At 41.3% G+C, this 26,632-nt stretch carries 23 protein-coding genes; 16 read left to right on the forward strand and 7 right to left on the reverse strand.

Going from position 1 to position 26,632, the window contains the following annotated elements; all coding sequences use genetic code 11:
- Positions 1 to 170: 170 nt before the first annotated feature.
- From leuS to QZ019_RS03175, 14 genes are all read left to right on the forward strand, one after another.
- On the forward strand, positions 171 to 2,762 hold the full coding sequence (leuS, locus tag QZ019_RS03110) for a leucine--tRNA ligase (protein ID WP_294565271.1): 2,592 nt from the start codon (positions 171 to 173) through the stop codon (positions 2,760 to 2,762).
- Between the two features lie 9 nt (positions 2,763 to 2,771).
- Complete coding sequence (locus QZ019_RS03115; RefSeq protein ID WP_295482215.1) at positions 2,772 to 3,551, forward strand: hypothetical protein; 780 nt, start codon at positions 2,772 to 2,774, stop codon at positions 3,549 to 3,551.
- A 7-nt stretch (positions 3,552 to 3,558) separates the two neighbouring features.
- The gene (holA, locus tag QZ019_RS03120; RefSeq protein ID WP_295482218.1) at positions 3,559 to 4,662 is read left to right on the forward strand and encodes a DNA polymerase III subunit delta; all 1,104 of its coding nucleotides are present in this window, start codon (positions 3,559 to 3,561) and stop codon (positions 4,660 to 4,662) included.
- Position 4,663: 1 nt separating this feature from the next.
- Positions 4,664 to 5,347, forward strand: a complete 684-nt coding sequence (nadD, locus tag QZ019_RS03125) for a nicotinate (nicotinamide) nucleotide adenylyltransferase (RefSeq protein ID WP_295482220.1) — start codon at positions 4,664 to 4,666, stop codon at positions 5,345 to 5,347.
- 106 nt (positions 5,348 to 5,453) lie between these two features.
- Positions 5,454 to 5,783 (forward strand): ribosome silencing factor, encoded by a 330-nt coding sequence (rsfS, locus tag QZ019_RS03130; protein ID WP_295482259.1) that lies wholly within the window; start codon positions 5,454 to 5,456, stop codon positions 5,781 to 5,783.
- Positions 5,780 to 6,247: a 23S rRNA (pseudouridine(1915)-N(3))-methyltransferase RlmH gene (gene rlmH / locus QZ019_RS03135; RefSeq protein WP_295482222.1), complete on the forward strand. Its 468-nt coding sequence runs from the start codon at positions 5,780 to 5,782 to the stop codon at positions 6,245 to 6,247. The genes rsfS and rlmH overlap by 4 nt, the downstream gene beginning before the upstream one ends.
- Positions 6,248 to 6,261: 14 nt before the next feature.
- Positions 6,262 to 8,265: a penicillin-binding protein 2 gene (gene mrdA, locus QZ019_RS03140; protein ID WP_295482225.1), complete on the forward strand. Its 2,004-nt coding sequence runs from the start codon at positions 6,262 to 6,264 to the stop codon at positions 8,263 to 8,265.
- 9 nt (positions 8,266 to 8,274) lie between these two features.
- Positions 8,275 to 9,420 (forward strand): rod shape-determining protein RodA, encoded by a 1,146-nt coding sequence (gene rodA, locus QZ019_RS03145; RefSeq protein ID WP_277296315.1) that lies wholly within the window; start codon positions 8,275 to 8,277, stop codon positions 9,418 to 9,420.
- 59 nt (positions 9,421 to 9,479) lie between these two features.
- Positions 9,480 to 10,475: a lytic murein transglycosylase B gene (gene mltB / locus QZ019_RS03150; RefSeq protein WP_249084873.1), complete on the forward strand. Its 996-nt coding sequence runs from the start codon at positions 9,480 to 9,482 to the stop codon at positions 10,473 to 10,475.
- 7 nt (positions 10,476 to 10,482) lie between these two features.
- Positions 10,483 to 11,406 (forward strand): septal ring lytic transglycosylase RlpA family protein, encoded by a 924-nt coding sequence (locus tag QZ019_RS03155; RefSeq protein ID WP_295482232.1) that lies wholly within the window; start codon positions 10,483 to 10,485, stop codon positions 11,404 to 11,406.
- A gap of 12 nt (positions 11,407 to 11,418) precedes the next feature.
- Positions 11,419 to 12,708 carry a serine hydrolase gene (locus tag QZ019_RS03160; RefSeq protein WP_009142396.1) on the forward strand — a complete coding sequence of 430 codons (1,290 nt, stop codon included), beginning with the start codon at positions 11,419 to 11,421 and terminating at the stop codon, positions 12,706 to 12,708.
- Positions 12,698 to 12,973, forward strand: coding sequence for a DUF493 domain-containing protein (locus QZ019_RS03165; protein ID WP_009142395.1), 276 nt, complete (start codon positions 12,698 to 12,700; stop codon positions 12,971 to 12,973). The genes QZ019_RS03160 and QZ019_RS03165 overlap by 11 nt, the downstream gene beginning before the upstream one ends.
- A 6-nt stretch (positions 12,974 to 12,979) precedes the next feature.
- Complete coding sequence (locus QZ019_RS03170; protein WP_295482237.1) at positions 12,980 to 13,723, forward strand: ElyC/SanA/YdcF family protein; 744 nt, start codon at positions 12,980 to 12,982, stop codon at positions 13,721 to 13,723.
- 26 nt (positions 13,724 to 13,749) lie between these two features.
- Positions 13,750 to 14,634, forward strand: a complete 885-nt coding sequence (locus QZ019_RS03175; protein WP_249084879.1) for a Dam family site-specific DNA-(adenine-N6)-methyltransferase — start codon at positions 13,750 to 13,752, stop codon at positions 14,632 to 14,634.
- Here the strand turns inward: QZ019_RS03175 and QZ019_RS03180 are convergent.
- The 7 genes from QZ019_RS03180 to QZ019_RS03210 form a co-directional block, all read right to left on the reverse strand.
- Positions 14,631 to 15,047, reverse strand: coding sequence for a hypothetical protein (locus tag QZ019_RS03180; RefSeq protein WP_295482241.1), 417 nt, complete (start codon positions 15,045 to 15,047; stop codon positions 14,631 to 14,633). The genes QZ019_RS03175 and QZ019_RS03180 overlap by 4 nt on opposite strands.
- Before the next feature lie 68 nt (positions 15,048 to 15,115).
- Positions 15,116 to 15,799: a tRNA (adenosine(37)-N6)-threonylcarbamoyltransferase complex dimerization subunit type 1 TsaB gene (gene tsaB, locus QZ019_RS03185; RefSeq protein ID WP_295482244.1), complete on the reverse strand. Its 684-nt coding sequence runs from the start codon at positions 15,797 to 15,799 to the stop codon at positions 15,116 to 15,118.
- A gap of 85 nt (positions 15,800 to 15,884) precedes the next feature.
- The gene (locus tag QZ019_RS03190; protein ID WP_295482247.1) at positions 15,885 to 17,966 is read right to left on the reverse strand and encodes an ATP-dependent DNA helicase; all 2,082 of its coding nucleotides are present in this window, start codon (positions 17,964 to 17,966) and stop codon (positions 15,885 to 15,887) included.
- Between the two features lie 32 nt (positions 17,967 to 17,998).
- Positions 17,999 to 19,837, reverse strand: coding sequence for a U32 family peptidase (locus QZ019_RS03195; protein WP_295482250.1), 1,839 nt, complete (start codon positions 19,835 to 19,837; stop codon positions 17,999 to 18,001).
- 116 nt (positions 19,838 to 19,953) lie between these two features.
- The gene (locus QZ019_RS03200) at positions 19,954 to 20,679 is read right to left on the reverse strand and encodes an SIMPL domain-containing protein (RefSeq protein WP_295482253.1); all 726 of its coding nucleotides are present in this window, start codon (positions 20,677 to 20,679) and stop codon (positions 19,954 to 19,956) included.
- 147 nt (positions 20,680 to 20,826) lie between these two features.
- Positions 20,827 to 21,234, reverse strand: a complete 408-nt coding sequence (gene dhaM / locus QZ019_RS03205) for a dihydroxyacetone kinase phosphoryl donor subunit DhaM (protein ID WP_009142387.1) — start codon at positions 21,232 to 21,234, stop codon at positions 20,827 to 20,829.
- A gap of 128 nt (positions 21,235 to 21,362) precedes the next feature.
- Entirely contained in the window at positions 21,363 to 21,797 is a 435-nt protein-coding gene (locus QZ019_RS03210; RefSeq protein WP_294565316.1) for a S24 family peptidase, read from the reverse strand.
- 238 nt (positions 21,798 to 22,035) lie between these two features.
- Here QZ019_RS03210 and carA point away from each other — a divergent pair, with 238 nt between their 5' ends.
- Positions 22,036 to 23,175 (forward strand): glutamine-hydrolyzing carbamoyl-phosphate synthase small subunit, encoded by a 1,140-nt coding sequence (gene carA, locus QZ019_RS03215; protein ID WP_295482256.1) that lies wholly within the window; start codon positions 22,036 to 22,038, stop codon positions 23,173 to 23,175.
- A 5-nt stretch (positions 23,176 to 23,180) separates the two neighbouring features.
- A complete protein-coding gene (gene carB, locus QZ019_RS03220) occupies positions 23,181 to 26,411 on the forward strand; it encodes a carbamoyl-phosphate synthase large subunit (protein WP_295482258.1) in 3,231 nt (1,076 codons plus the stop codon).
- Positions 26,412 to 26,632: the final 221 nt, after the last annotated feature.

The following is a 26,632-nucleotide window of genomic DNA, read 5'->3' on the forward strand; positions in this document are numbered from 1 at the left end:
AAGCAAATATTTAGATTTTAAAGAGTCTTTATTCTTTTACTATTGATGTAACCTGCACAAATTAGAGAATTCGTGGCAAAATATACAGTTATTTTCAGATAACCTTTCAAGGTATTTTTATTTTTAGTTATAAAAGACGGCGTATTTGCCGCATATCGGAGCACAAACGAATGGCAACTAACAACGTTGCATACAATCCGCAAGAGATTGAGCCGCAAATTCAGAAATTCTGGGAAGAGCACAAAACTTTCCACGCTACGGAAGATAAAAATAAAGAAAAATATTACTGCCTTGTCATGTTCCCGTATCCGTCAGGTCGACTTCACATGGGACATGTCCGTAATTACACCATAGGCGACGTTATTGCCCGTTACAACCGTTTACTCGGCAAAAACGTCATGGCTCCGATAGGCTGGGATGCTTTCGGTCTCCCCGCTGAAAATGCCGCCATTAAAAATCATGCTCAGCCAAGCGACTGGACCTATTCAAATATTGAATATATGAAGCGCCAGTTAAAAGCGTTAGGCCTTGCTTATGACTGGGATCGTGAAGTTGCAACCTGCCGCCCTGAATACTACAAGTGGGAACAGAAATTCTTCGGTGAACTCTACAAGCGCGGACTTGTGTATAAGAAAGTATCAACCGTAAACTGGTGTCCGCACGATAATACCGTTCTTGCCAACGAGCAAGTCGTTGACGGTCGCTGCTGGCGTTGTGACAGCAAAGTTGAGCTTCGTGAAATTCCTCAATGGTACCTGAAAATCACCGCTTATGCCGAAGAGCTTTTAAAAGATATCGATACCCTGACTGATTGGCCCGAACGCGTACGTACCATGCAGCGCAACTGGATCGGCAAATCAGAAGGCTTGCAGATAACTTTCAAAATTGAAGGTTCAGAAGAGACCTGTGAAGTTTACACCACTCGTCCTGATACCTTCATGGGTGTAACCTACATGGCAATTTCAGCAGCTCACCCGCTTGCCAAAGAAGCTTGCGAAAACAATCCTGAGCTTGCTGCTTTCTGCAAAGAATGCCTCACCCAGAAATTTGCCGAAGCCGATATCTCCACTATGGAGAAAAAAGGCATGGCAACCGGCAGATATGCCATTCATCCGTTAAACGGACGCCGTATTCCCATCATGGTGGCCAACTTCGTTATCATGGATTACGGTACCGGCGCCGTTATGGCAGTTCCTGCCCACGATCAGCGCGACTATGAATTTGCCGAAAAATACGGTCTTGAAAAAATTCCGGTAATTCGTCCTGCCGACGGCAGCGAAGTTGACATTTCAAAAGAAGCATATGTCGAGCACGGTATTCTCTTTAATTCAGGTGAATTTGACGGCTTAAACTTCAAACAGGCTTTTGACGCCATCGCCGACAAACTTGAAGGCTTAGGCTGTGCCAAACGTACCGTTAACTATCGTCTTCGTGACTGGTGTATCTCACGTCAGCGCTATTGGGGTGCTCCCATCCCGATGCTTACCGTTGATGAAACCGGCGAACTGGTTCCTGAAGTTGATGAAAACCTTCCGGTCAAACTGCCTACGGACGTTACTATTGACGGTGTTATCTCTCCGCTTAAAACCGACGAAAAATGGTATAAGACCACTTACAACGGTAAGAGTGCAACCCGTGAGACCGATACCTTTGACACCTTCATGGAATCATCATGGTATTTTGCCCGTTATTGCTCTCCTAACTATGACAAAGGCATGGTTGAAAAAGATGCCGGTGATTATTGGCTGCCTGTCGATCAGTACATCGGCGGTATTGAGCATGCTGTTTTGCACCTGCTTTACTCCCGCTTCTTCTTCAAACTGATGCGTGACTGCGGCATGGTCAAATATGATGAACCGTTTAAGCGTTTATTATGCCAAGGTATGGTTCTTGCCGACGCCTTCTATTACATAGACGACGGCGCCCGTGTATGGGTAAGCCCGCTTGATGCCATTGTAACCCGCGATGACAAAGGCAATATCACCAAAGCTGTTGACAAACAAGGTCATGAACTCATTCATGAAGGCATGATCAAGATGTCAAAGAGCAAAAATAACGGCATCGATCCTGAAGATATGGTCCGTCTTTACGGTGCTGACACCGTACGTCTGTTTATGATGTTTGCCTCCCCTGCAGAACTGACTCTTGAGTGGCGCCAGTCAGGAGTGGAAGGAGCTAACCGTTTCTTAAGAAAGTTATGGAATCAAATCTATGATTTGACCTCCGCTTCTTCTTTTAAACCTCTTGATAAGAGCAAACTTAACGCCGCTCAGCGCAAACTGCGCCATCAACTGCACACCACTATCGTCAAGGTTACTGACGACATCGGTCGTCGCCAGACTTTCAATACCGCAATCGCTTCCATTATGGAACTGTTAAATGCAGCCGCCAAGGAAACCGGTACTGATGAAACCTCAATTGCTCTTCGCTATGAGATTTATAACGCAGTTATCCTGATGCTCTATCCTATCACTCCGCATATTTGCTTTAAGCTTTACGAGCTTTTAGGCAATGAGGGTGAAATTGATAACGCTTCATGGCCAAAAGCCGATCCTGATGCATTAAAAGCAGAAGATATCCTTATTGTTGTCCAGGTAAACGGCAAAGTCCGCGCCCGCATCAATATCGATCCGAGCCTTGATGATGAATCAGTAAAACAAGCCGCGCTTGCAAATGAAGCTATCGTCAAGTATCTTGAAGACAAGAGCGTTAAGAAAGTAATTTACGTTAAAGGCCGTCTCGTTAACATCGTAGCCGCCTAAGGAGGTAACGTGCGTCAGGCTGTTTTGATATTAATTACCTGCGTAAGCTTTGTGCTTGCAGGCTGCGGTTTTTCATTGCCGCATCAAACCAAATTAAGCGAAGCAATGCCTGAAATCGTCGTTACCGGTTCTTACCACCATCCCTTTTATAAGATGGTGGTACAAAAATTACGTTTGTCGGGAGTTAATGTTATAAGCCAAAACTCCCCGACCGTTCCCAAAGACGCGGATCTTCCTTCATTGATGATCCCGTCTCCGTCAGTTTCAAACCATGTTGCATCAGTTGATTCAAGGGCACAGACGCTTGAACGTGCAATCATCGTCAGAGCTGCTGCAACATTACTTATTCCTAATCACCGCCCGATTGTGATGCGCAATTCCCTTACCCGCCAGGTACTCGATAAATCTGGTCAAAATCTTGCATCACATAATGAAATCAACATTGTCATCAATGAAACCTATGATGAACTTTCAAGTCAGCTTGTAATGCGTCTTAGCTATTTAGGCAGACAGTCAGATCCTGATGCAAGAGTTCCACAGCCAGGAGAATTGGTCTTAGTGCCAAGTGAAGGCGACGATCCTGAGTCCATTGAAATTCAAACTTCAGGTTATGAAGGAATGACATTAATAGAAGCATTAAAAGCACAGGATACTGCCGAAAAAGCAACATCATCGGAAGTGTCTCTTGATAATCTCAATAACGGGCAAGATGTATTGAATCATCGCCCGCAGCTGCCTAAAGTAGCCCCTAAACTGCTGCATGAGGCACCTGAGGATCTTAATATCTAAGTGTAAGATGCAGATTTTTATTCCTGTTTTTATCTTATCCTCAGACGATCCTTTATTAAAAAACGATCGCAGCAGTGAGATTTATCATAGTTACAAAGAAAGATATCCGGAGTCTGAATATCTGCTTTTTACCTATTCAGACTTTGCTTCAAGCGGACAAAGCAATCTTGCCGTCCTTGAAAATGAGCTTATTGACGGCGGTCTTTTTACTACAAGCAAAATTATTAAAATTTATCTAAAGGATATTGATAAAACTGCAGCAGACGTATTAATGCTGCTTGCAAAATATATTTCAAAAAATCGTGAAGATCTGCAAGTCATTATTGATCTGCCGCGTATTGCAGCAAGTTTTAATAAGGTATCTGCAAAAACATTTGCAGAAGAAAGCAAAAAAGGACGTAAAGCCGATTTACGCGTCAAAGACGCGATTGCCTATCTAAAAAATCAAAATTCAGTTCTTGAGATCATGTATCCGCCGTCTTTACATGAAATGCCCGGATGGATAAGTTCTCGTTCTCGCCGTTACGGCCTTTATATTGATCCTGATGCGGCCGTTTTCCTAGCCTCTGCTTATGAAGGGAACCTTACGGCCATTGATCAATGTCTGCAAATTGTCAAAATGACGGCAAAAACTGAAAAAATCACAATTAAAGATATTTTTACTTACTTTAGCAAAGACAGCCGCTTTTCAGGATTTGAACTAACCGACGCAATACTTGACGGTCAAGGATTAAGAGCTCTTAATATATTAAATTCGCTATGCTCGCTTGAAGGCAACACCTTAAGCACCAATTTGCCTTTAATTTTATCCCGTCTTGATAATGCATTAAGCGCTCTTGCCGCAGCTAAAACGCAAAATTTAAGAAATGCCGGATTTCAGGAAAAAACAGCCTTTTTTGCCAAATACGGCATCCGTTTACCCCAATCGCAAAATTCAATAATGAAAGCCGCCCTGCAAATGCCTGAAATATTGATAAATTATCTTAACAAGACTCTTGCAAGTGCATCAAAGGCTTATAGTTCATTTGACAATAAAACGGCATTTTTATGTCTGCAAAGAATGTGTACCGCTGTAAATAATTTTTCTGTAATGAACTTAGAGGAGCTTTAGGGTGGAAAGAATTGGCTTTTTCGGGGGAAGCTTCAATCCCGTCCATCTTGGACATTCCGTCTTGGTAAAAAGATTAAAAGAAGAATTACAGCTAGATCGCGTTGAAATCATTTTAAACGGAAATCCTCCGCATAAAACCGTTCCGGGAGCCGGCTATAACGATCGTTTCATGATGTTAAAGCTTGCTTTTGCTTCTTTTCCTTTCGTGCATATCAATCAATGTGAACGCGACAGTGCTTTCGTTCATTACACTTACGATACCTTAAGAGAATTTAGAAATTTCTACGGACAGGATACAGCTTTATTTTTCATGATGGGATACGATTCCCTATGCTCGCTTGATACCTGGAAAAACGGTTTCAACCTGACCGATTATGCTCACCTTGCCGTTATTTCAAGGCCTCAATACGATCCTGAATTATTGCCCTATTCAGTTAAACATTTCCTAAAAAATCGCCTTATAACGGAAACTACGAGTAAAAACGCTCTAAATGCATTAAATACACCATCGGGCAATGTCTTCTGGATTGACTCTCGTGAGCTTGATATTTCATCTACCCGTCTTAGAACTATCATTCATGAAGGATATGAAACCCCTGAAATATTTGAAGCAAAACTTCAGCCATTTATTGACGCAAAAGTCATTGAATATATAAAACAGCACCATCTATACTCATTAATCTAGATCCCTCATGCTCTTTACCTTTGCATGTTATAATTTCAAAAATTTTTAACTTAACGGATAAAAAGTGATCATTAATACCACCAACGAATTTGATACTACAGCTAAGCTGCAGGAAGCTGCGATTAAAAGTCTTGAGAGCTCCAAAGCACTTGATATAATCGCCATCGACGTAAAAGAACACAGTTCTATTACCGATACTATGCTTATTTGTACTGGGACCTCGAATCGTCATGTTTGCGCTATAGCCGACAGACTTGTCGACTATTTAGCAAAACACGGCATTCACGGAGTTGAAGTTGACGGAACAGCTGAAGGCAAGTGGGTTCTTGCCGATTTGGGCAACGTTATAGTTCATATCATGCAGGACGAGACCCGCCAGCGCTACCAGCTTGAGAACCTCTACCGCTGCATGGCTGCCGGAATTGACGAACAGTGAAAATTATCATGATTGCCGTAGGCACTAAGATGCCTGCCTGGGTGACTACCGGATTTACTGAATATCAAAAAAGAATGCCTCCTGAGCTTAAGCTTGAGCTTCATGAAATTCAGCCTGATAAACGCCGCCAAGGAGATATTGCCAAAATCACCGAACGCGAAGGTCAGGCGATTCTTGAAGCAATTCCGAAAAAAGCTTATGTCATCGCCCTTGATGAACACGGCAAAGAGTTTGACAGTGTGGCTTTAGCTAAAAAACTTGGTGCATGGAAAAATTACGGGCAAGATATAGCTTTACTCATCGGAGGACCTGATGGGTTAAGCCAGGCATGTAAAGATCGGGCACAGGAATTATGGTCTTTATCTAAATTGACACTGCCGCACCCTTTAGTTCGCGTTGTTCTTGCAGAAACCTTATATCGGGCCTACAGCATTGATGCCGGTCTGCCCTATCATCGTGCCTAACGGGTAATAAAACAGTGTTCGGTTTTAAATCATCACGTCCTAAAGAAAGGCAGCTTTTCACCAAAAAAGAAAAGCCGCGCAAGGTACGTGCGCGCGGAAAAATCAGGATCCGCAATACCGAGCTTGAAAACCGCATTTTTAAAAATCGTGTTTTATTCGGCGTAATTTTTTCCATATTTTTATGTTTGGTACTGTTTGGCAACCTTTATTATTTACAGGTTATTTCTCACAACACCTATCAAACCCGATCAAATGAAAACCGCATTCGCGTACTGCCGGTCATCCCACAGCGCGGCATGATCTATGACAGGAACATGGTAGTTTTAGCCGAAAACCTTCCCGTCTACCATTTAATGCTTTATCCGCTTAAAGAATTTGACACTAAAGAAACCGTTTTAAAGCTAAATTCACTAATGGATCTCGGACTTTCGGAATCCGATATAAAACGCATTCTTTTTATGGCCACAACCCGCAAGCGTTTTACCGGCATCGAAATCTCCGACATGTTAAGTGAAGATCAAATCGCGACTTTTTCCGTTCATCGTCATGCTTTTCCTAACGTGCAGGTTTCTTCCTCTTTAAAGCGCAATTACCCTTTTGCCGACATAATGACTCATGCCATAGGCTACGTCTCGCGAATAAATGAAAATGATGTAAAGCGCCTTACTGAAGAAGGAAAAATCGATAATTACGAAGGGACCAGTGCTATAGGTAAACTCGGCGTCGAGAGCTACTATGAAGACATTCTTCACGGTATAACCGGAACCAGAGAAGTGGAAGTTGACAGCCACGGTCAGATAATCCGTACTCTTGACTACAATCCGCCGATTCCCGGGAAAAACCTTGTTTTAACTTTAGACGTTAGGCTTCAGTATTATGCTCAGCAGCTTTTAAAATCGATGCGCGGGGCAATTGTCGTCATGGATCCGAATAACGGCGAACTTTTAGCTTGTTATTCAAATCCGTCATACGATCCTAACCCTTTTGTCCGCGGCATCCGCAGCCGAGAATACTCAAAACTTTTAAATAACCCCAACCGCCCGCTTATAAATCGTGCTACCCAAGGCGGATATGCACCTGCGTCAACCATAAAACCGCTTATGGGAATCATGGGTCTTAACGAAGATTTGATTACTCCGACATCTACTTACTTCGGTGCATCGGCTTTTATGCTGCCTGGCTCCACTCATCGCTTCCGCGATTGGCGAGCGGCAGGTCACGGCTGGCTTGATCTTTATCGGGCTATTGAGATTTCCGCAGATACTTATTTTTACGATCTGGCTTTTCGCGCCGGTATTAACGTCATTCATGAATACCTTGATAAATACGGATTCGGTCGTTCCACCGGTATTGATATACATGAAGAGTCTCTTGGCGTAAATCCGTCGCGCGAGTGGAAATTAAAGCGCTTTAAGCAGCCGTGGCATATGGGAGATACCGTACCTATCGGCATCGGACAAGGATATTGGACTACTACTTTGATGCAGCTTATAAAAGCGCACGCGTTAGTTGCCAACAAAGGTCATTTTGTTACGCCGCACTTTCTCAAAGAAATAAGGATGCAAAATGAAAAAAACAGCTATAAAGATCCTGAAGCCGGAAAAAAATTAAAAGTAAAAAGCGACAGCTATTTTGATGTAGTAAGAACCGGAATGTACCTTGTAATCAACGGAGCTGAAGGTACCGGAAGGAGAGCTTTTCATGATGCAAGCTACAAAGCGGCAGGTAAGTCAGGAACAGCTCAAGTAGTATCCATAAAGCAAGATGAGCGTTATGATGCGCGTAAATTACGCGTAGAACACCGGGATAATGCTTTATTTGTTGCTTTTGCTCCTTTTTATCATCCTCGAGTTTTAGCTGCCGTGATCCTGGAAAATGAAGGCGGAGGATCGGCAAAAGGTGCCCCGATTATCCGTCAAATGATGGATAAATACTTTGAACTCTATCCCGGATATATGGGTGAAAAGACCCCGGTAAGAATGAAATTCGGACTAGGCGGTTACGCCAATATGCAATAAGAGGCTGTAATGTTCGTGCAAAAAAAAGTCATTATTGACAACAAACCGCACCGTTTTAATAATCTGCAGAAGTTTTTATGGCATCTGCATATAGACCTGCCTTTACTGCTCGGACAAATCTTAACCTTAATGCTGTCTTTGTTTATTCTATATTCTGCGTCAGGGCAGCATGCCGATATGCTTCTTCGGCAGATTATAAGAACCGGTCTTGCTTTTTGCGTAATGGTTTGCGTTGCCCAAATTCCTCCGCGACTTTTTGCCAAATCAACAATTTATTTATATATAGGCGGATTAATTCTGCTGATTTTAGTCGAACTTGTAGGCGATATTTCAAAAGGTGCGCAGCGTTGGCTTAACCTCGGTTTTATGCGCATTCAACCGTCAGAGCTTTTTAAAGTGGTAATGCCCCTTACCATCGCTGCTTTTTTAAGCCGTGACGATATTCCGCCAAGGACCTCAACGGTATTGTGGGCTTTTGTCATTATCTTGATTCCGGTCGGTCTTATTTTGCATCAGCCGGATTTAGGAACAGCAATTTTAATTTTAGTATCAGGTTTTTTATGTGTTTTCGTTGCCGGACTTAGCATCTGGTGGCTGGCAACTGGAGTTATCGCCGGCATAGCCATAATTCCCATCATGTGGAATTACGTACTTCATGACTATCAAAAGCAGCGAGTTCTTACCCTGCTAAATCCCGAATCCGATCCTTTAGGTGCCGGATATCATATCATTCAATCAAAAATTGCCATCGGCTCCGGCGGACTATACGGCAAAGGATGGTTAAACGGCAGTCAATCACAGCTGGATTTTCTTCCCGAATCTCATACGGACTTCATTTTTGCCGTTTTAGCCGAAGAAACCGGACTTATCGGCTTTTTAGTTTTAATGGCTTTATATACCTATCTTATTTCAAGATGCCTTTATATTACTCTTAATGCTTCAAGTAATTTCGAACGCATTCTATGTGCCGCCTTATCCTTTACTTTCGTTTTCTATATCTTTGTTAATATCGGTATGGTCAGCGGGATCCTGCCTGTTGTCGGAGTGCCCCTTCCTCTTATAAGTTATGGCGGAACAGCAATGATCACGTTAAGCGTTTGCTTCGGAATCATTATGTCAGTACAAACGCACAAACGTGAATTAAGCTTTAAATAAAGGAAAAATAATTATTACTATGGTATCCTTTATTAAATGTTTTTTTCGGAAAAAATTTCATGTTTAAGAATAAATTATCTTTATTTTTACTCTGTATGACTCTGCCCTGGTGCACTGCATATTCAGCCGATCTTAACGAACTGTCAAAACATTCGGGCGTTAGTGTAAAACGCCTTGAACAAGCGATTTCACTTGCACAATTCCAACCTAAAATCATTGAGACTATGACAAGGCCTTATGAAAGTAAACAATGGTGGGAATACAGAAATCTTTTTATTACCAAATCAAGAGTTAACGCCGGCGTTGATTTTTATTTTAAACATGAAGATACGCTAAAAAATGCAGAAGCAAAAACCGGAGTTCCTCCCGAAATCGTCTGTGCCATCATCGGCGTTGAAACCTTCTACGGTAAAAACATGGGTAATTGGTCCGTACTTGATGCCTTATACACTTTAGGCTTTAACTATCCTCCCCGTGAAAAATATTTCTCAAAAGAATTTGCCAACTTCGTTGCCCTTGCCGATCGGGAAAACTGGGATTTAAAATCCGTCTTGGGCTCTTATGCAGGAGCCATGGGCATGGGTCAATTCATGCCGAGCTCTTACTTAAGCTATGCAGTGGATTTTGACAATGACGGTAAAATCAATTTGTTTAATGACATAGAAGATGCTATCGGCTCTGTTGCCAACTACTTTAAAGCTCACGGCTGGGATCAAGGCCACGGCATTTTTTATCCGGCACTTGCCAAAAAAGATCCTACGGAATTAATGAAAAAGGAATGGAATCTTACGGCTGGGGAAATGTATGAAAACGGCATTTCCACCAAAGTAAATATTCCTGCAGATGAAAAAGTACGTTTATTTAAGTTCGAACTTAAAGATAATAAGCTTGGTTTTGGCGTAGGTCTGCACAACTTTAACGTTATAATGAAATATAACAAGAGTCCGCTTTATGCTCGCGCCGTTTATGAATTGAGTGTTTTCATAAGAGCAGAACACGATAAGCGCCTGCTTGAACGCGGAATTAAAGTAAAACCACACAGCAGAATTCCATAATTAATAAATGAAAAACAAAATTTCTTATACTTTAGTCGCCTCCTTGCTGAGCGCAATTTTTATCCTTAACGGATGCTCCTCTTCAAGCGACATCAATAAAACCCACGGTGCGATATCATCATCAGGAGGTGTTTACGGAACAGGACCGAACAACTCCATTCCCTATCCGCAAAAAGATCCTGTAGATATAACCGGAGTTCCCGGTGCCAAAGTTAAATACGAACCCTACAGCCGCGGAGGAAACAAAAATTACACCGTATTAGGTAAAAGCTATAAAGTCTGGAACGATGTCAAATCCTATGAGGAAATAGGTACCGCTTCATGGTATGGTCCCGGCTTCCATGGAAATAAAACCTCAAACGGTGAAACCTACAATCAAAAAGGTTTTTCTGCAGCGCACAAAAACCTTCCGTTGCCATCCTACCTTAAAGTTACTAATTTAAATAATGCCAAATCAGTTATCGTCAGAGTCAACGATCGCGGACCTTTTCACGGCAATCGCATCATTGACCTATCAGAAAGTGCAGCCCGTTATCTTGATATAGTTAAAAAAGGTACGGGAAAAGTAAAAATAGAACTGGTAAAGGTAAGCCCTGACGGAACGATTTTAAACTCTTCTCAATCTTCCTACATTGCACAAAATACTGTAGAAAGTTCAGATGAAAATGTACTTGCCCCTATTCTTCAAGACAAGAACAGCAGCATTCTCTCCGGCGGTTTTTACGTACAGTTTTTCTCAACTCAATCCTCAGATCGTGCTTCCGAAATCTCTGACAGGCTGCGCGGTTTAACCTCGTATCCTATCGTTATCAATAAAGAATCGGGATACTATAGATTACGTACCGGTCCTATTGTTGAAGAGGATCTTGAAAATGCAGTTGAAGAAATGAAAAACTTAGGGTATAACGACAGTTTCGTAAAAAAAATTTAGGACTTAAATAAAGTGAATTATATTTTTAATCGCAACAATATCATCGCTGCAGCAAGCGCTTTTCTTTTAACCGTATCTTCCTGTGCAGTAAGCGCAGAAGCCATTCCCGATCCCTTTGCTCAATTTAAAAACAATCCGACCGCAGCAGCTCCCAATGCATCAGGCGTACAAAATACCGCATCGGCACCTTTGGTATTGCCGTCTCCTCCAACTTTTGATGCTGAGTCTTGGGTACTCATGGATTACCATTCAGGTCAAGTCTTATTTGAGCACAACGGACAAAAGAAAATTTGGCCGGCCTCCCTTACCAAAATGATGACTTCTTATGTTATCGGAATGGAAATCAAAGCCGGACGACTTAAACCTGACGATCAAGTGATGATTACGGAAGAAGCTTGGTCAAAAAATTATTCCGACTCTTCAAAAATGTTTATTGAAGTAGGTGATACCGTTTCCGTTGACTCTTTAAATAAAGGCATAATCATCCAATCAGGCAACGATGCATGCGTAGCCATGGCAATTCATCTTGCCGGTTCTGAAGCCGGTTTTGTCAGCGTAATGAACACCTATGCAAAACAGCTCGGACTTAACCATACCCATTTTTCAAACGTACACGGACTTTTCTCTGAAGACAATTACTCTACCGCCTACGACATGGCTCTTTTAGGTCGGGCTCTTATTCGGGATTTACCTGAAGAGTACTCAATTTATGCCCAAAAGGAATTTACTTTCAACGGCATCAAGCAGTCAAATCGTAATCGTCTTTTATGGGACAAAACCCTAAATGTTGACGGCATCAAAACCGGACACTTGTCTCAGGTAGGTTATAATCTTGTAGCTTCAGCCCCGTCCGGCAACATGCGTCTTATTGCCTCTGTTATCGGAGCAAAAAGTGAGTCACAGCGAGCTGATTTCTGCAGACAGATGCTTTCCTACGGTTTTAGATTCTTTGAACTCTATACTCCCTTCAAACAAGGCCAAAGCATTTTAAAACGCGAGGTTCGTTTAGGTGACACCGATTCTGTTGATTTAACCGTAAATGAAGATGTAGGAATGATGATTCCGCGCGGCAGCAGTTCTAATATAAAAATAAGCTATCGTTTGAATAAAGCTGTTTTCACCGCACCTATAGCTAAAGGCGATAACCTTGGCATAATTGAATTCAAATTAAATGATAAAACATTATCCCGCGCTCCTTTGGTAGCAAAAGAAGCGGTTAATGAAGGCGGATTCTTCAGCCAGCTTTGGGATAAAGCTTACATGTTCTTTACCAGCGAGAGTAACGACAGCAATGACAAGTAAGTTCTCAGAACTTTTAAAGTTCCCGTGCATCGTCGATTTCCGCATTATTGTCGATGCACTTAAAAAAGATGCTTTAAATGAAGTAAAAAAACATATTGAAGAAATAGTGCCCGGAAGCGTACAAGAAATTGTTGCATCTCCGCGTGTAAGTTCTAATGGTAAATACATTTCTTATACGATTCCGGTGCAGGTTTTGAATGCTAAAAACATTGAAGATCTGTATCAGCATCTTGGAAAAATTGATTTTATAAAACACGTTCTTTAAATTATTATGTACCGTTCATCGCAAACCGATTTTCAATACGAATTCGGACGTTTTATCAAGATATTAGCTTATCTTGCATCAATCGCCATCCTCGTGTTTGCGATGTTTTTACTGCTCGGTATCCTTAGAATCTCAAGCTTTGCTTTTAATACTTACGACAGTTACGATGAAGTTCCTTACAACAAAGTAGGTTTACTTCTGGGAACATCTTCAAACGTTGCACCTGGCCAACCTAACGAATACTTTACTAACCGGATCATGGCGGCTGCGAACTTATACCGCCATAAAAAAATCGATTATATTTTAGTTTCAGGCGACAACCGTCACGCGTCATATAATGAACCGCGCCAAATGATGCAAGCCTTACTCAAGGCCGGAGTTCCGCAAGATAGAATAGTTGCCGATTACGCCGGATTTAGAACCAATGATTCAGTTATTCGCGCCCATAAGGTATTCATGCTTAACAAAGTAACGATAATTTCGCAAGAATTCCATAATGAAAGAGCGTTGTTCATTGCAGATCACCTTGGTATTGATGCTATCGGCTTTAACGCATCCGACCCTTACAGCGAAGGCAGTAATTTTAAAGTTAAATTGCGTGAATTCTTTGCCCGAATAAAATGTGTTATCGACATGTATATATTACATACTAAGCCGACATTCTTAGGAGATCCGATCGAAATCGGGTCGACAGAAAAACCAATAAATGACGGCGCAACAACACCAGATACAAAAAAAGCTGAACTTTAAAAAATTAAAAATAAAAAGGATCACAAATGTATACCGTAAATAAAAATGATATGGTTAAACCTTTTATTAAATGGGCCGGAGGAAAACGCCGTACCTTAAATCAGCTTTTATTCTTTATGCCTGACAAAATTTCAAGTTTTGTCGAACCTTTTGTAGGCAGCGGATGCGTATATTTTGCTTTAAATGCTCCTAAATCAATTATCAATGATACTAATGAGGAGCTTATAAATACCTATATTCAAATTCGAGACAATCTTGACGAATTAAAAACACTTTTAAGAAGTTATCCTTACGACAAAGATTTTTTCTTGAAGATCCGTGCTTTAGATCGTGATCCTGACTTTTTGAATTTACCTAAAATTAAAAGAGCCGCACGTTTTATTTATCTTATAAAAACCTGTTTTAACGGACTTTATCGAGTAAACAGCAAAAATTATTTTAATACCCCCTTCGGTAAATATACAGATCCTAAAATTTGCGATGATGAGGTTCTTGATGCGGCTAACAGCTATATGCACAAAAACCCGACCGACATACGCTGCGGTCATTTTTATGATTTACTGGACGATATAGACTCCGATGCTTTCGTTTATCTCGATCCGCCCTATTTCCCGATTTCCGAAAAGTCATTTACTTCATATCAGCCTGTTCAGTGGACTGAAGAAAATGACTACGAGCTTTTTGAATTCTGTAAAGAACTTGATAAACGCGGCATCAAATTTATGCTGTCTAACTCGACAGCTCCTTTTATTATCAATCTTTACAAAAATTTTGAAATGGAAATGATTAATGCTACACGCAGCATTAACGCAAGCGGCAGCACTCGCGGTCAGATAAAGGAAATAATTATCACAAATTACGATCTTTCAGGCCGAATAAAAAAAAATCGCAAGAAAAAACTTAAAGATTAAAAACCGAAGCCGAGACCGACCCCGAAATGAGAGTGTGATCTGTGACGCCACGGACTGCCCCAATGCCACCCCATGTAGGGACGAAACCAAGGACGATAGTAATAATCATCGTAGTAGTAAGGCACATAAACCCGCTTTGCTTTTACTTTCTGCTGCTTAGCCTCAGGAGGTTCCACGGCAGGTTTGGGCTCACTTGAACTTAACTTTCCGGATAAATTTTTATCACTATCGGCTTTTTTAACTTTCAAAGCTGCATTCGGAGCCATCAACGAAACGGCAGGAACACCTTGAACCCTAGGATTAAGTTCAGCTCCGCTTGCATACTGCGGTTTGAAATCAACAGATGATGAGCATGCACAAAGAGCGGTTATGGAAAACGCGCATATAATAAAAAATAAACCGCTTTTTTGCATAAAACAATCCTCTTATTTGATACTTTATATATAGTATCAAACTCGGTAATTAGCAAAAAATTAGCCGCTTAAACTTTTAATTTTTGTTCAGAAACCTTTTTCCAAGTTACCTCATTACGCAAATATACCGGTAAAGCTTCAGCCGGATCGCATGCGGCACTTGAAAAAGATAGAGCTCCAAGTTTTAACATTGCCTTAGCATCGGGATAAAGAACGGACACCTGAGTATTAAGATCCAAACCATGATCTTTTAGAATTGCCACTCCCGTACCGGCATATACAGCATCCGGAGCTTTTTCTTTACATAAGGAAACTGCCGTTTCCGGTTTTATTACCTGTTCTTCACATAGTTCAATTAAATCAACGCCTTTTTTCTCATAAATGCAAAAATATACTTCACCCATTCTTGCATCAATTGAAGCTACGACTTTTCCTTCTTTATCGCCTATAGCTTCAAAAGCAAGAGCTTTCAAATCACTTATTCCCAAAGCTTTAATATTAAGACCGAGACCTAAGCCTTGAGCTATTGACGTACCGATACGAACGCCGGTAAAAGAACCGGGACCTCTACCGAACACAATTCCCTGTAAATCTTCGCGCTTTACTCCGGCATTGCTTAACAAAGAATCAATCATCGGTAAAATGATCGCGGCATGTTTTTGCAAAGCGACTTCGCTTACACTAAATATTTTTCCGTCTTTTTCCAAAGCAGCCGAACAATTTTCCGTAGCAGTATCCAAAGCAAGCAGCACTGAAAGATCCTCCGAAACCGTTTAAAAACTTTAAGCGCTAGAATAACGCAAAATCATCAAATTTAAAAAAACAAAAACTCTTTTTTTAATCCTGAGCTTTTAAAAAGCTCATAAGATCAGAAATATCCTTACAGCGACGCATAGGCGGCAACGAAGATAAAAACAATCGGCCGTAATTACGCGCAATTAACCGCGGATCACATATAACCATTGCACCGGTATCATTTTCCTGTCTTATTAATCTGCCCACTCCCTGGCGCAGAGTAATTACAGCTTCAGGTAATGAAATATTAACAAAAGGCTCAATTCCTTTGTTTCGACATTTTTCCGCTCTTGCCTGATAAATCGGATCGTTAGGAGGTGCAAACGGAAGCTTATCAATAATAACCAAAGACAAAGCTTTTCCGGGAACATCAACGCCTTCCCAAAAAGAAGAAGTACCGATTAAAACGGCATTTCCGTCTTTTTTAAATTCATCCATCATCGCAAAATTTGATTTGCCTGATGCCTGACATAATACCCGACGCTTATCTTTAAGTTTTTCACGCAAAATTGAATCGGCTTCTTTTAATGCTTTATATGATGTAGTCAAGAAAAATACGCCGCCGCGAACCTCTTCTATTGCCGGCATAAGCATATTTATAATTTTTACAATACGCTCATCGTCATTACTGTCAGGAAAAGCTTCAGATACGAAAAGCCGTGAGTTTTTGGCATAATCAAAAATTGACGGAACGATTAACGTCTTAGGGTCTAAGTCCGCGCAGCCTGCGTCATAAATAAATTTTGTAAAATCATTATTGACGCTTACGGTTGCGGATGTCATCACGATACCGGTTCCCTTCTCCAAAAGCGCACTGAACTCATTTTTAAGTGCACCGCCAACATCTAAAGGAGATATGGTCAAAATATAATTTTTTTCACTGCATTCACTAAAAGCAACATAATTACTGTCTTTTTTAGTTCCGTCCTTATTCCGATCAAATGTCATTACCGCAACAACGGTATCCATCATTTCATTAACTGTTTCAGTTAATTTTTCAAAACGGTCAGGATTTGATTCAGCGTTGCTTTTTATTAATTTAGCGATATCTTTTAGCGCCAAATAAATCTCACCCATTTTATTGCGAAACAAAGAATTTACTTTAAGCCCGGAATAATCGGCATCAGCAGTAAAATTTAAATACTTAAGCAATCGAATGTCATTTGAGCCTTTATACGGCCGCAGCATATCAAGTAATTCTCTTGATGCGGTATTTAGCTTCACAAATAAAGTATTGAACGCTTCAATTCCTTCAAAATCAATATCACGCAAAACCGCAAGAAAATCTTCAGTAAACTGCATAAAGCCGCGATGCGAAACACTGCAGGAATAATAAGAGCGACAGGCGTCAGGAATAGCATGAGCTTCATCAAAAACCAAGGCATCAAAATCAGGCAGAAGATGCATTGATTTATTAGGATTTTTATCGGTTTCTCTTGAAGCAAAAAATAAAGAATGATTGATAATCACCACCTGACTTTTCTGAGAGCGGCGCCGTGCCATTAAAGCAAAGCACTCGTCGGGATAATAAGGACAATCTTTACCGGCGCATTGGGCTCTTGAGCAAGTTAAAAGTTCAGTTATTTTAAGCGGCAGCTTGGAATTAATTTCCGCAAAATCAGCATTATCATTATCTTTATTAATTATCGCATCACTTTCTATTGCCTTAACATAGTTTAAGGTTTTTGGCGCCAGAACATTTCCATACCTTATATCATCAAGCTTTTTACGACATAAATAATTATTAAAACCCTTTAAAACCGTGTACGGAGTTTTAAGTTTTAAAAGACTTAAAAGCTTAGGAACATCATATTTTATGAGCTGATCTTGAAGTGCTTTTGTTCCGGTTGAAATTACGACTTTTTTTCTTGCAAGCAGAGCGGGAATTAAATAAGCATAAGTTTTACCGGTACCAGTTCCTGCCTCAGAAATTAAAATCTTGCCGTTAGCAAACGCATTCTGGACCGCCTTCGCCATTTCTTTTTGACCTTCTCGAGGAAAATAATTTTTAAGTTTTATGCTTAAAAGTCCGCCGGCATCAAAAACTTCATTTAAATCAGGCAAAGCCTGGGCATCAAAATCATCGTCCTCTAAAAACTCAACGGCTGTCTCATACTTTTGCATGTTTTTTCTCTTAACTTTCTAAATCAGCAAAGCTACAAGGCAATCAAATGCATTTTGCAGGCAACACAATCACAAACTATCTTAAACCGATGCTTTCCTATAACCAAAGTATAACCTGAAGTCTTTCCCCCATCTTTACTACATAAGCAATGATTACGGATAAGACAATTACGGCTTGTCATAACACTTTGTTTTACAATATTTTTTAATTTAGATTCATCAGCTGAAAATTTAGAATAAAAGGCTTGTGCACTTTTATTTAACACTAATCTTTCATCTATCGCATAAGGATAGCAAGGCCAGGAAGACGGCAATGTAAATTTATAATCGGGATTAACCTTACCAAGTTTTGACAGATAATCATTTTGCGCCTGTCGTCTTAACTCATTTATAGAAGAAATCGGTAAAGTCAGCAAATTAAAATCAGCAAAAACAAAATCTATGCTTTCAACCTTTAAATAAGGATCGGCACACTTTTTCAACTTATCTGAAATATTCTTAGGATCAAGAGCCATAGATCCTAATACGGATTTAAAAGAGCATTCAGCCTTACCGCTGCGCTCTAATTCATCTGCATAACACAAAATCAGCTTACAGTTTTCTCCTTTGTTTTCCAGATAAAGTTTTCCTTTAAGCTTCATATAGCGTTCTACTGCATCTTTTGCATGCAGCGACTTAATAAATGCCGTATCAATATTTCTTTTTAATACTAAATTAGTCGGGATATCGGCTTTTCCGTGAACCTCAATTAAAACATTACCATTACTATCACTTGCTTTATTACACCTAAAACCGGTTAGTTCTCCGCTTTTAAAATAGGTAAAGCCGTCTCCGTTAACAATTTTAAAATTTTTAAACGGTTTAACTAAAAGCTTTGTATTTTGTCCTTTGCTATTTACGGAAATTACCTTACCGATAGGCATTCCTTCAAATTTAGGACTTTTAATATTAACTAAATCATCATTATTCCCGTAAAGAAGATTATCAGTAAAGCCGCGATTGAATGTACGTCTTTCATCAGGAACAAAATTTCGCCTGCATTCGCCGTTTGATGATCTGCACAATTCACCGTCGGAATCGGCAATAATCTTGTCTAAAAGTTCGCGAAATTTTGCAGTCATATTAACTACATAATCACGATCTTTAAGCCTGCCTTCAATCTTAAATGAACTGACACCGGCATCAATCAGATCCTTTAAATCATCCCCGGCAAAATTATCCTTCATCGATAAAAGATGCCCGTGTGCGACCAATTTGTTTTCTTTATCATACAAATCCATCGGCAGCCTGCAGATATGCGCACACTGACCGCGATTGGCACTTCTGCCTGTCATATATTCAGATATATAACAAATACCTGATTGTCCTACGCACAAAGCACCGGCGACAAATGCTTCAAGTCTTATATTGGGACAGTACTCGTGAAACGCTTGAATATCCTTTAAAGACAACTCTCTTGCCAGGACAGCCTGACTTACGTTTAAATTTTCATAAAATTTTAATTTTTCTTTTGTAGAGATATCGCATTGAGTGCTTGCATGCAGCTCTACGCCTTTGGGAATATCAAGCTGTAAAATCGCCGGATCCTGGAAAATTACGGCATCAATTCCGCATTTTCCCGCTTCATTTAAGATTTCCTGAGCTTTATTTAGCTCTTCATCATATAAAAGAGTATTTAACGTTAAATGAACCTTTACGTTAAAACGATGAGCAAAAGAACAGATTTCTTTTAAATCAGCAAAACTATTGGCCGCATCAAACCGAGCACCGAATGCGGGGCCTCCGATAAAAAGGGCGTCACATCCGGCCAAAATTGCGCCGATAGCCGTTTCCTTATCTTTTGCAGGAGCTAATAATTCAAGAGTTCTCATCGTTTTTTCAGTGTTAAAAAGGAATGGCGTTATTATCCGCTAAAAAGACAAAAAAGAAAAACGGCCGTGATGTCATACACAGCCGCTAAAAAAAAACATATATACTAATTAAACACTTACTTTAAGGAAAAAACCGCATTGACCTGAGTGGTAACGGTCATCGGCTGGACTTCATACGATGCCTCAACCGCAGCATTATCCGACGCTACCTTTGCCATCATAAGACGATTGCGATAAGGCATGATTGAGCCTGCTTCAACAAACTGCAAATCACAAGGATGCGCAATTTTAACTTCAAAGCCGTCAGCTAAAAGCTGAGCTTTTTCTTTTGCATCCTTAATTGCAAGTTTAGCTGCTTCTTTTTTAACCGATTCAAGATCTTTTACCTGATACTCAAAACCTGCAACTTCATTAATACCGGATTCCAAGGCCAAATCAGTAACCTTAGGAATAAGCTCAAGATTATCAACTGTTACCTTAACCACACGATATGCACTGTACCCCTCAAGCTTTGATTTTCCTTCGTTATAGCTGTATTTAGGGAAAACAGTAAGGTTATCGGCCAAAATCTGGTTTTGACCGAGATTTAAAGGCTTTAATGCTGTTATAAATCCGGTTACGCGTTCTTCAACGCTATTTCTGGCCGCTGCTGCATTATCTTTAATTTCGGTAACAGAAAAGCTTAACACAGCCTCATCCGGCATTACTTTCATCGTACCCGTTCCCTGAACGGTAATTTTTCCGTCTTTTAAGGAACACTTGCTGTCAGCCAACGCTTGTGTAGATAAAAGCATTGCACCGGCAGCTAAAGATAAAGACAAAGCCTGTAAAGATTTTTTCATCTATTGCTCCTAAAACACAACGACTTAACACAAATCTAAAGATAAAGGATAAAAATTAGATTTAAATTAGGGTACTAAACGATAAGAGCGGAAGTACTTCTACTCCCGCTCTTAAAAAAATAAGATAAAGTATAGAAAAACTCTGAACTATTTCTTGTGAAGCTGACGTGAACCTTCAGCAGTGGAAACAACCAGATCAAGTGAACTTACATCATCAGAAGCCGCTTCAACACCGGCACCGATTGCCCCTTCAAGAACAGGAGCATCAGCAATTCTAACGCGAGATCTCAAAGGCTCATCCAACATGGAAATAGCAGCCTGAGAACTGATAACAGCAGAACCCAAATCAGCTAAAACAACTACGCCTTCACCCTGATCTGCTTTTTTAATTGCTTCAAGAACACGTTGAGGATCCGTACCTAAGCCGCCCTGTGCATTACCGCCTGCAGGATAAATCGGCAACTTTTCACCGTCGCGAGAAGAAATCTGTTGTACCATGTCGCAAATGCCTTCTGCGACCTTACTGCTATGTGAAACAACAACAATTCCAATCATGAAAAAAACTCCTTATCTTAAGGCAAGTCGTTTACCTTTATTATTTTAATCAATTTCATATAACAATAACTGATTTTCAAAGAAAAATCTTAATTGTGCAAATTTATATACGAAATTCGTGCGCTCTTTCACTTATATTTTCTGATCACCGAAACAACGGGACCTAAAATTTTAACCTCCATTCCGTCTTCAAATTTAATCGGCGAATACTCCTTGTTTTTCGGCAACAGCTGCAGCGGCGGACCGATTCTGAGTTCTTTTATCGTATATTCATTATCCACTGAGGCAACCACAACATCTTTGTCGCAAGCTTCCTTCATGGTATCGACCAATACCAAATCCCCGGGAAGAATCCCCGCGTCAATCATGGACTCTCCGCTTACAGTAAAGGCAATCGTCGCTTTAGGATGATCAAGAAGATAAGAATTAACGTCTAAACGCCTGTCTATCTGGCCGCCGTTGGGCAGAGGAAAACCTGCTTCAACATTTTCAAGAGATAAAGGAATACTTTCATTTGATAAAGACTCATTTATAAACGCATATATTTCAACGTCCGACACCATATTAACTTCCCTTATTCTCAGCAATTTATTCAATAGTATAGAAAATTGCTTCAAATGCCAAACGTATTTGGTCTTACTAAAAAGTGTTCACCAAGGCTAAATCTGACTTTTCTAATCTTGAAAAATTGTTAAATCAAGATAAAATAGTACGGACTTAGATCTACATCAAAAATATCTCATATTTTTGCTTGCCAAGATCAAAAGTCTGTGGTTTCAGCTCTGAATTCTGGGGGTATTTGTGGTAACTTCCGCAATCCTTGCACTCGCTGACGGCACAGTCTTTAAAGGGAAAGGCTTCGGCCTTCCCGGTGTGACCGAAACCGGCGAAGTGGTCTTTAACACATCCATGACTGGTTATCAGGAAATTCTCACCGATCCTTCCTACACCCGTCAATTAGTAACTTTAACTTATCCTCATATCGGTAATTACGGAACAAATGATGAGGACTTCGAATCGGCAGATATTTGCGCAGCCGGTTTAATTATCAAAGATCTTTCCATCGTCTCATCCAATTTCCGTTCTTCTCTTTCTCTTAGCGATTATCTTAAAAAACACGGTAAAGCAGGCATCTACGGTATAGATACCAGAATGCTCACCCGCCTTATCCGCGAAAAAGGCGCTCAGTCAGGCTGCCTTACTACCGATCCTTCCATGACTCCGGAAAAAGCTATTGCCGCAGCTCGTGCTTTTGCCGGACTTAAAGGTATGGATTTGGCAAGCGTCGTAACAACCAAAAAGCCGTATATTTGGACTGAAGGTGAATGGCAGCTTGGTAAAGGTTACGTTAATATCGATAATCCGGAATTTAATGTCGTCGCCTACGACTTCGGCATCAAGCGCAATATCCTGCGCATGCTTGCCTCCCGCGGCTGTAAGATCACTGTAGTTCCTGCAACTACTAAAGCTTCAGAAGTCCTTGCCATGAATCCTGACGGCGTATTCTTGTCAAACGGTCCGGGCGATCCTGAACCTTGTACCTATGCCATTGAAGCGATTCAGGAACTAATGAAAGCCAAAGTCCCGCTTTTCGGTATTTGCTTAGGTCATCAGCTTCTCGGTCTTGCATCAGGGGCAAAAACCGTAAAAATGAAATTCGGTCACCACGGTGCAAACCATCCGGTTCGTGAAATCGCCACCGGCCGTGTTTACATCACTTCACAAAACCACGGTTTTGCCGTTGATGCCGACACTTTACCCGACACTTTAAAAATAACTCACGTGTCATTATTTGACGGAACCTTACAAGGCATCGAACGCACTGATTGTCCGGCATTTAGCTTCCAGGGACATCCTGAGGCAAGCCCAGGTCCTCACGATCCCAAACCTTTGTTTGATCATTTTATCGACTTAATGCGTGCATACCGTAACAGAGGATAGGAAGAATGCCAAAGCGTACAGATTTAAAAAGTATTTTAATTTTAGGCGCCGGTCCTATCGTAATCGGTCAGGCCTGTGAATTTGACTACTCAGGAACTCAAGCCTGCCGCGCGCTGCGCCAGGAAGGCTATCGCGTCATTTTGGTAAACTCCAATCCTGCTACCATCATGACCGATCCTAATATCGCCGATGCAACTTATATTGAACCTATACATTGGCGTGTTGTTGAAAAGATCATTGCCAAAGAGCGTCCTGATGCCGTATTGCCGACAATGGGCGGACAGACTGCTTTAAACTGCGCTCTTGATCTTGAACGTCACGGTGTTTTAGCTAAATACAATGTCGAAATGATTGGCGCTAACGCCGATACTATCGATAAAGCGGAAAACCGTGAACGTTTTGATGCCGCCATGAAAAAAATCGGTCTTGAATGCCCTCGCGCAGGTATTGCCCACTCTCTTAAAGAAGCATGGGAAGTACAAGAAAAAGTCGGTTTCCCTTGTATCATTCGTCCTTCGTTTACTATGGGCGGAACCGGCGGCGGTATCGCATACAATCCTGAAGAATTCGAAGCAATCTGCACCAAGGGTCTTGAAAGCTCCCCTACTCACGAGCTTCTTATTGACGAATCTCTTATCGGCTGGAAAGAATTTGAGATGGAAGTAGTACGTGATCGCAAAGACAACTGCATCATCGTCTGCTCCATTGAAAACGTTGATCCTATGGGAATTCATACCGGTGACTCAATTACCGTAGCTCCGGCACAAACCCTTACGGATAAGGAATATCAAATCATGCGTGACGCCGCTATGGCCGTCTTGCGTGAAATCGGCGTAGAAACCGGCGGTTCCAACGTCCAATTCGGTATAAATCCTGAAAACGGACGTATGGTCATTATTGAAATGAATCCGCGTGTTTCCCGTTCATCAGCATTAGCTTCAAAGGCAACCGGTTTTCCGATTGCCAAGATTGCCGCAAAACTTGCCGTAGGCTATACCCTTGATGAACTTGGCAATGATATTACCGGAGACAAGACCCCGGCATCATTTGAACCGTCAATTGACTACGTCGTAACCAAAGTACCGCGCTTTAACTTTGAAAAATTCCCTAACTCCAACGATCGCCTCACCACCCAGATGAAATCTGTCGGTGAAGTCATGGCAATCGGTAGAACCTTCCAGGAATCTTTACAAAAAGCGTTGCGCGGTCTTGAAACCGGTAAAAACGGTCTTGACCCGCGTCTTGACATGACTCATAAAGACGCCCGCACCAAGATTCTGCATGAGCTTGAGGAAGCTGGTGCTCATCGTATATGGTATGTAGCCGATGCTTTCCGCATGAACATGACTATTGAGGAAGTATTTAATTACACTCATATCGATCCTTGGTTCTTAAGTCAAATTAAAGAGCTTGTCGATATTGAAGCTTCCTTAAAAGGACGTACCTTAAAGTCCGTCGATCCTGAAGAAATGCGTGACTTAAAGGCTCGCGGATTCTCTGATGCCCGCCTTGCCGATATTCTTCATGTTTCAGAAAGCAAAGTACGTGAACGCCGCTGGTTATTTGATATTTATCCTACATACAAGCGCGTTGATACTTGTGCCGGCGAATTTGCTACCTCCACGGCTTACATGTATTCAACTTATGAGCAGGAATGTGAGTCAAATCCTACAAATAACAAGAAGATTATTGTCTTAGGCGGCGGACCTAACCGTATCGGACAGGGTATTGAATTTGACTACTGCTGCGTACACGCTTCAATGGCTTTACGCGAAGACGGTTACGAAACCATCATGGTCAACTGCAACCCTGAAACCGTCTCAACCGACTACGATATTTCCGATCGACTCTACTTTGAACCGGTAACGTTTGAAGACGTTCTTGAAATTGCACGCGTAGAAAAACCCGTTGGCGTAATTGTGCAGTTCGGCGGACAAACTCCGTTAAAACTTGCCCGTAAACTTGAAGCTGCTGGCGTTCCTATCATCGGTACATCCCCTGATGCTATCGACAGAGCAGAAGATCGCCAAAGATTCCAAGAAGCAGTACAACGTCTTAAGCTGCTCCAGCCGGAAAACGGTACTGCCACTTCTTTAAATCAGGCAGTAAATATCGCTTCCAAGATCGGCTATCCGCTGGTCGTACGTCCGTCATACGTTTTAGGCGGTCGAGCCATGGAAGTCGTTTATGACGAGGAAGATCTGCGCCGTTATTTTGCTGAAGCCGTTAAAGTCTCCAACAAAGCACCGGTTCTTTTGGATAAATTCCTTGATCACGCAACCGAAATTGACGTTGACGCAGTTTGCGACGGCAAGAAGGTTATTATCGGCGGAATTATGGAACACGTCGAAGAATGCGGTGTTCACTCAGGCGACGCCAGCTGCGTACTGCCGCCTTGGCATTTAAGCCAGGAAATCATTGATGAAATCTCCCGTATTTCACGTGACCTTGCTATGGAGCTTGATGTCCGCGGCTTAATGAACGTACAGCTTGCCGTGCGCGAAGACAAGATTTACTTAATTGAAGTAAATCCGCGCGCTGCCCGCACCGTACCGTTCGTGTCAAAAGCTACAGGATTACCGCTTGCCAAGATTGCTGCACGCATCATGGTAGGACAGTCTCTTGAAGATCAGGGAGTCAATAAGGAAATTATTCCTCCTTACTACTCTGTAAAAGAAGTTGTGCTTCCGTTCCATAAATTCCCGGGATCCGATCCTATTTTAGGACCTGAAATGCGTTCTACCGGTGAAGTTATGGGAACGGCAAAACTCTTCCCTGAGGCATACGCTAAGGCCCAGCTTGCTGCAGGAAGTGAAATTGTCCGTAAAGGCAAAGCTTTGCTTTCTGTAAAGAACTCTGATAAAGATCGTTTGCCGGAACTTGGCAAAATGATGATCAAAGCAGGATTCGAGCTTGATGCAACAGGCGGTACTTATCGCTGCTTGGTTGCTGCAGGAATTCCGGCCAAACTTGTCAAAAAAGTTTACGAAGGTCGTCCGAACATCCTTGATAACGTCAAGAGCGGACATTATAACTGGATTGTAAATACCACAGAAGGACGTCAGTCAGTTCTTGATTCTCGCTCCTTACGCCGCGGTGCCTTACAATACCATGTTGCATACTGCACGACCTTAAATGCCGCATTTGCTGCACTAGAAGCAGTCTCTGAGAATGAATTTAATACTGTAAATTCTTTACAGGATTTACATGCGTTAATTCAAAAAGCTGCATCATAACAGCCTTTTCCATGTTACAGGCCCCGGTCACAGAACCGGGGTTTTCTTTTTTAACCCTGTCTGTCTATTGTTAATATCCCGTCATTTTTCCCAATTTTTCAACAATCATAAATTGTAAATTTAGTTAATTTCTTCTGAATTTTGTCTTTTATTTTTTATATAAAAAATAAAAGACAACACAAAAAAAATACCATATAACAAATATTTATAACAAATTCAAG

Origin of the sequence: uncultured Succinatimonas sp., assembly GCF_905203285.1 — a bacterium.
Taxonomy (GTDB): Bacteria; Pseudomonadota; Gammaproteobacteria; order Enterobacterales; family Succinivibrionaceae; genus Succinatimonas.

Excerpts from the sequence above, each read along its gene's own strand:
- leuS (WP_294565271.1), top strand. The coding sequence starts at position 171 with ATGGCAACTAACAACGTTGCATACAATCCGCAAGAGATTGAGCCGCAA.
- holA (WP_295482218.1), top strand. The coding sequence starts at position 3,559 with ATGCAGATTTTTATTCCTGTTTTTATCTTATCCTCAGACGATCCTTTA.
- rodA (WP_277296315.1), top strand. The coding sequence starts at position 8,275 with ATGTTCGTGCAAAAAAAAGTCATTATTGACAACAAACCGCACCGTTTT.
- mltB (WP_249084873.1), top strand. The coding sequence starts at position 9,480 with ATGTTTAAGAATAAATTATCTTTATTTTTACTCTGTATGACTCTGCCC.
- QZ019_RS03155 (WP_295482232.1), top strand. The coding sequence starts at position 10,483 with ATGAAAAACAAAATTTCTTATACTTTAGTCGCCTCCTTGCTGAGCGCA.
- QZ019_RS03165 (WP_009142395.1), top strand. The coding sequence starts at position 12,698 with ATGACAAGTAAGTTCTCAGAACTTTTAAAGTTCCCGTGCATCGTCGAT.
- QZ019_RS03170 (WP_295482237.1), top strand. The coding sequence starts at position 12,980 with ATGTACCGTTCATCGCAAACCGATTTTCAATACGAATTCGGACGTTTT.
- QZ019_RS03175 (WP_249084879.1), top strand. The coding sequence starts at position 13,750 with ATGTATACCGTAAATAAAAATGATATGGTTAAACCTTTTATTAAATGG.
- QZ019_RS03180 (WP_295482241.1), bottom strand. The coding sequence starts at position 15,047 with ATGCAAAAAAGCGGTTTATTTTTTATTATATGCGCGTTTTCCATAACC.
- QZ019_RS03190 (WP_295482247.1), bottom strand. The coding sequence starts at position 17,966 with ATGCAAAAGTATGAGACAGCCGTTGAGTTTTTAGAGGACGATGATTTT.
- QZ019_RS03195 (WP_295482250.1), bottom strand. The coding sequence starts at position 19,837 with ATGAGAACTCTTGAATTATTAGCTCCTGCAAAAGATAAGGAAACGGCT.
- QZ019_RS03200 (WP_295482253.1), bottom strand. The coding sequence starts at position 20,679 with ATGAAAAAATCTTTACAGGCTTTGTCTTTATCTTTAGCTGCCGGTGCA.
- dhaM (WP_009142387.1), bottom strand. The coding sequence starts at position 21,234 with ATGATTGGAATTGTTGTTGTTTCACATAGCAGTAAGGTCGCAGAAGGC.
- QZ019_RS03210 (WP_294565316.1), bottom strand. The coding sequence starts at position 21,797 with ATGGTGTCGGACGTTGAAATATATGCGTTTATAAATGAGTCTTTATCA.
- carB (WP_295482258.1), top strand. The coding sequence starts at position 23,181 with ATGCCAAAGCGTACAGATTTAAAAAGTATTTTAATTTTAGGCGCCGGT.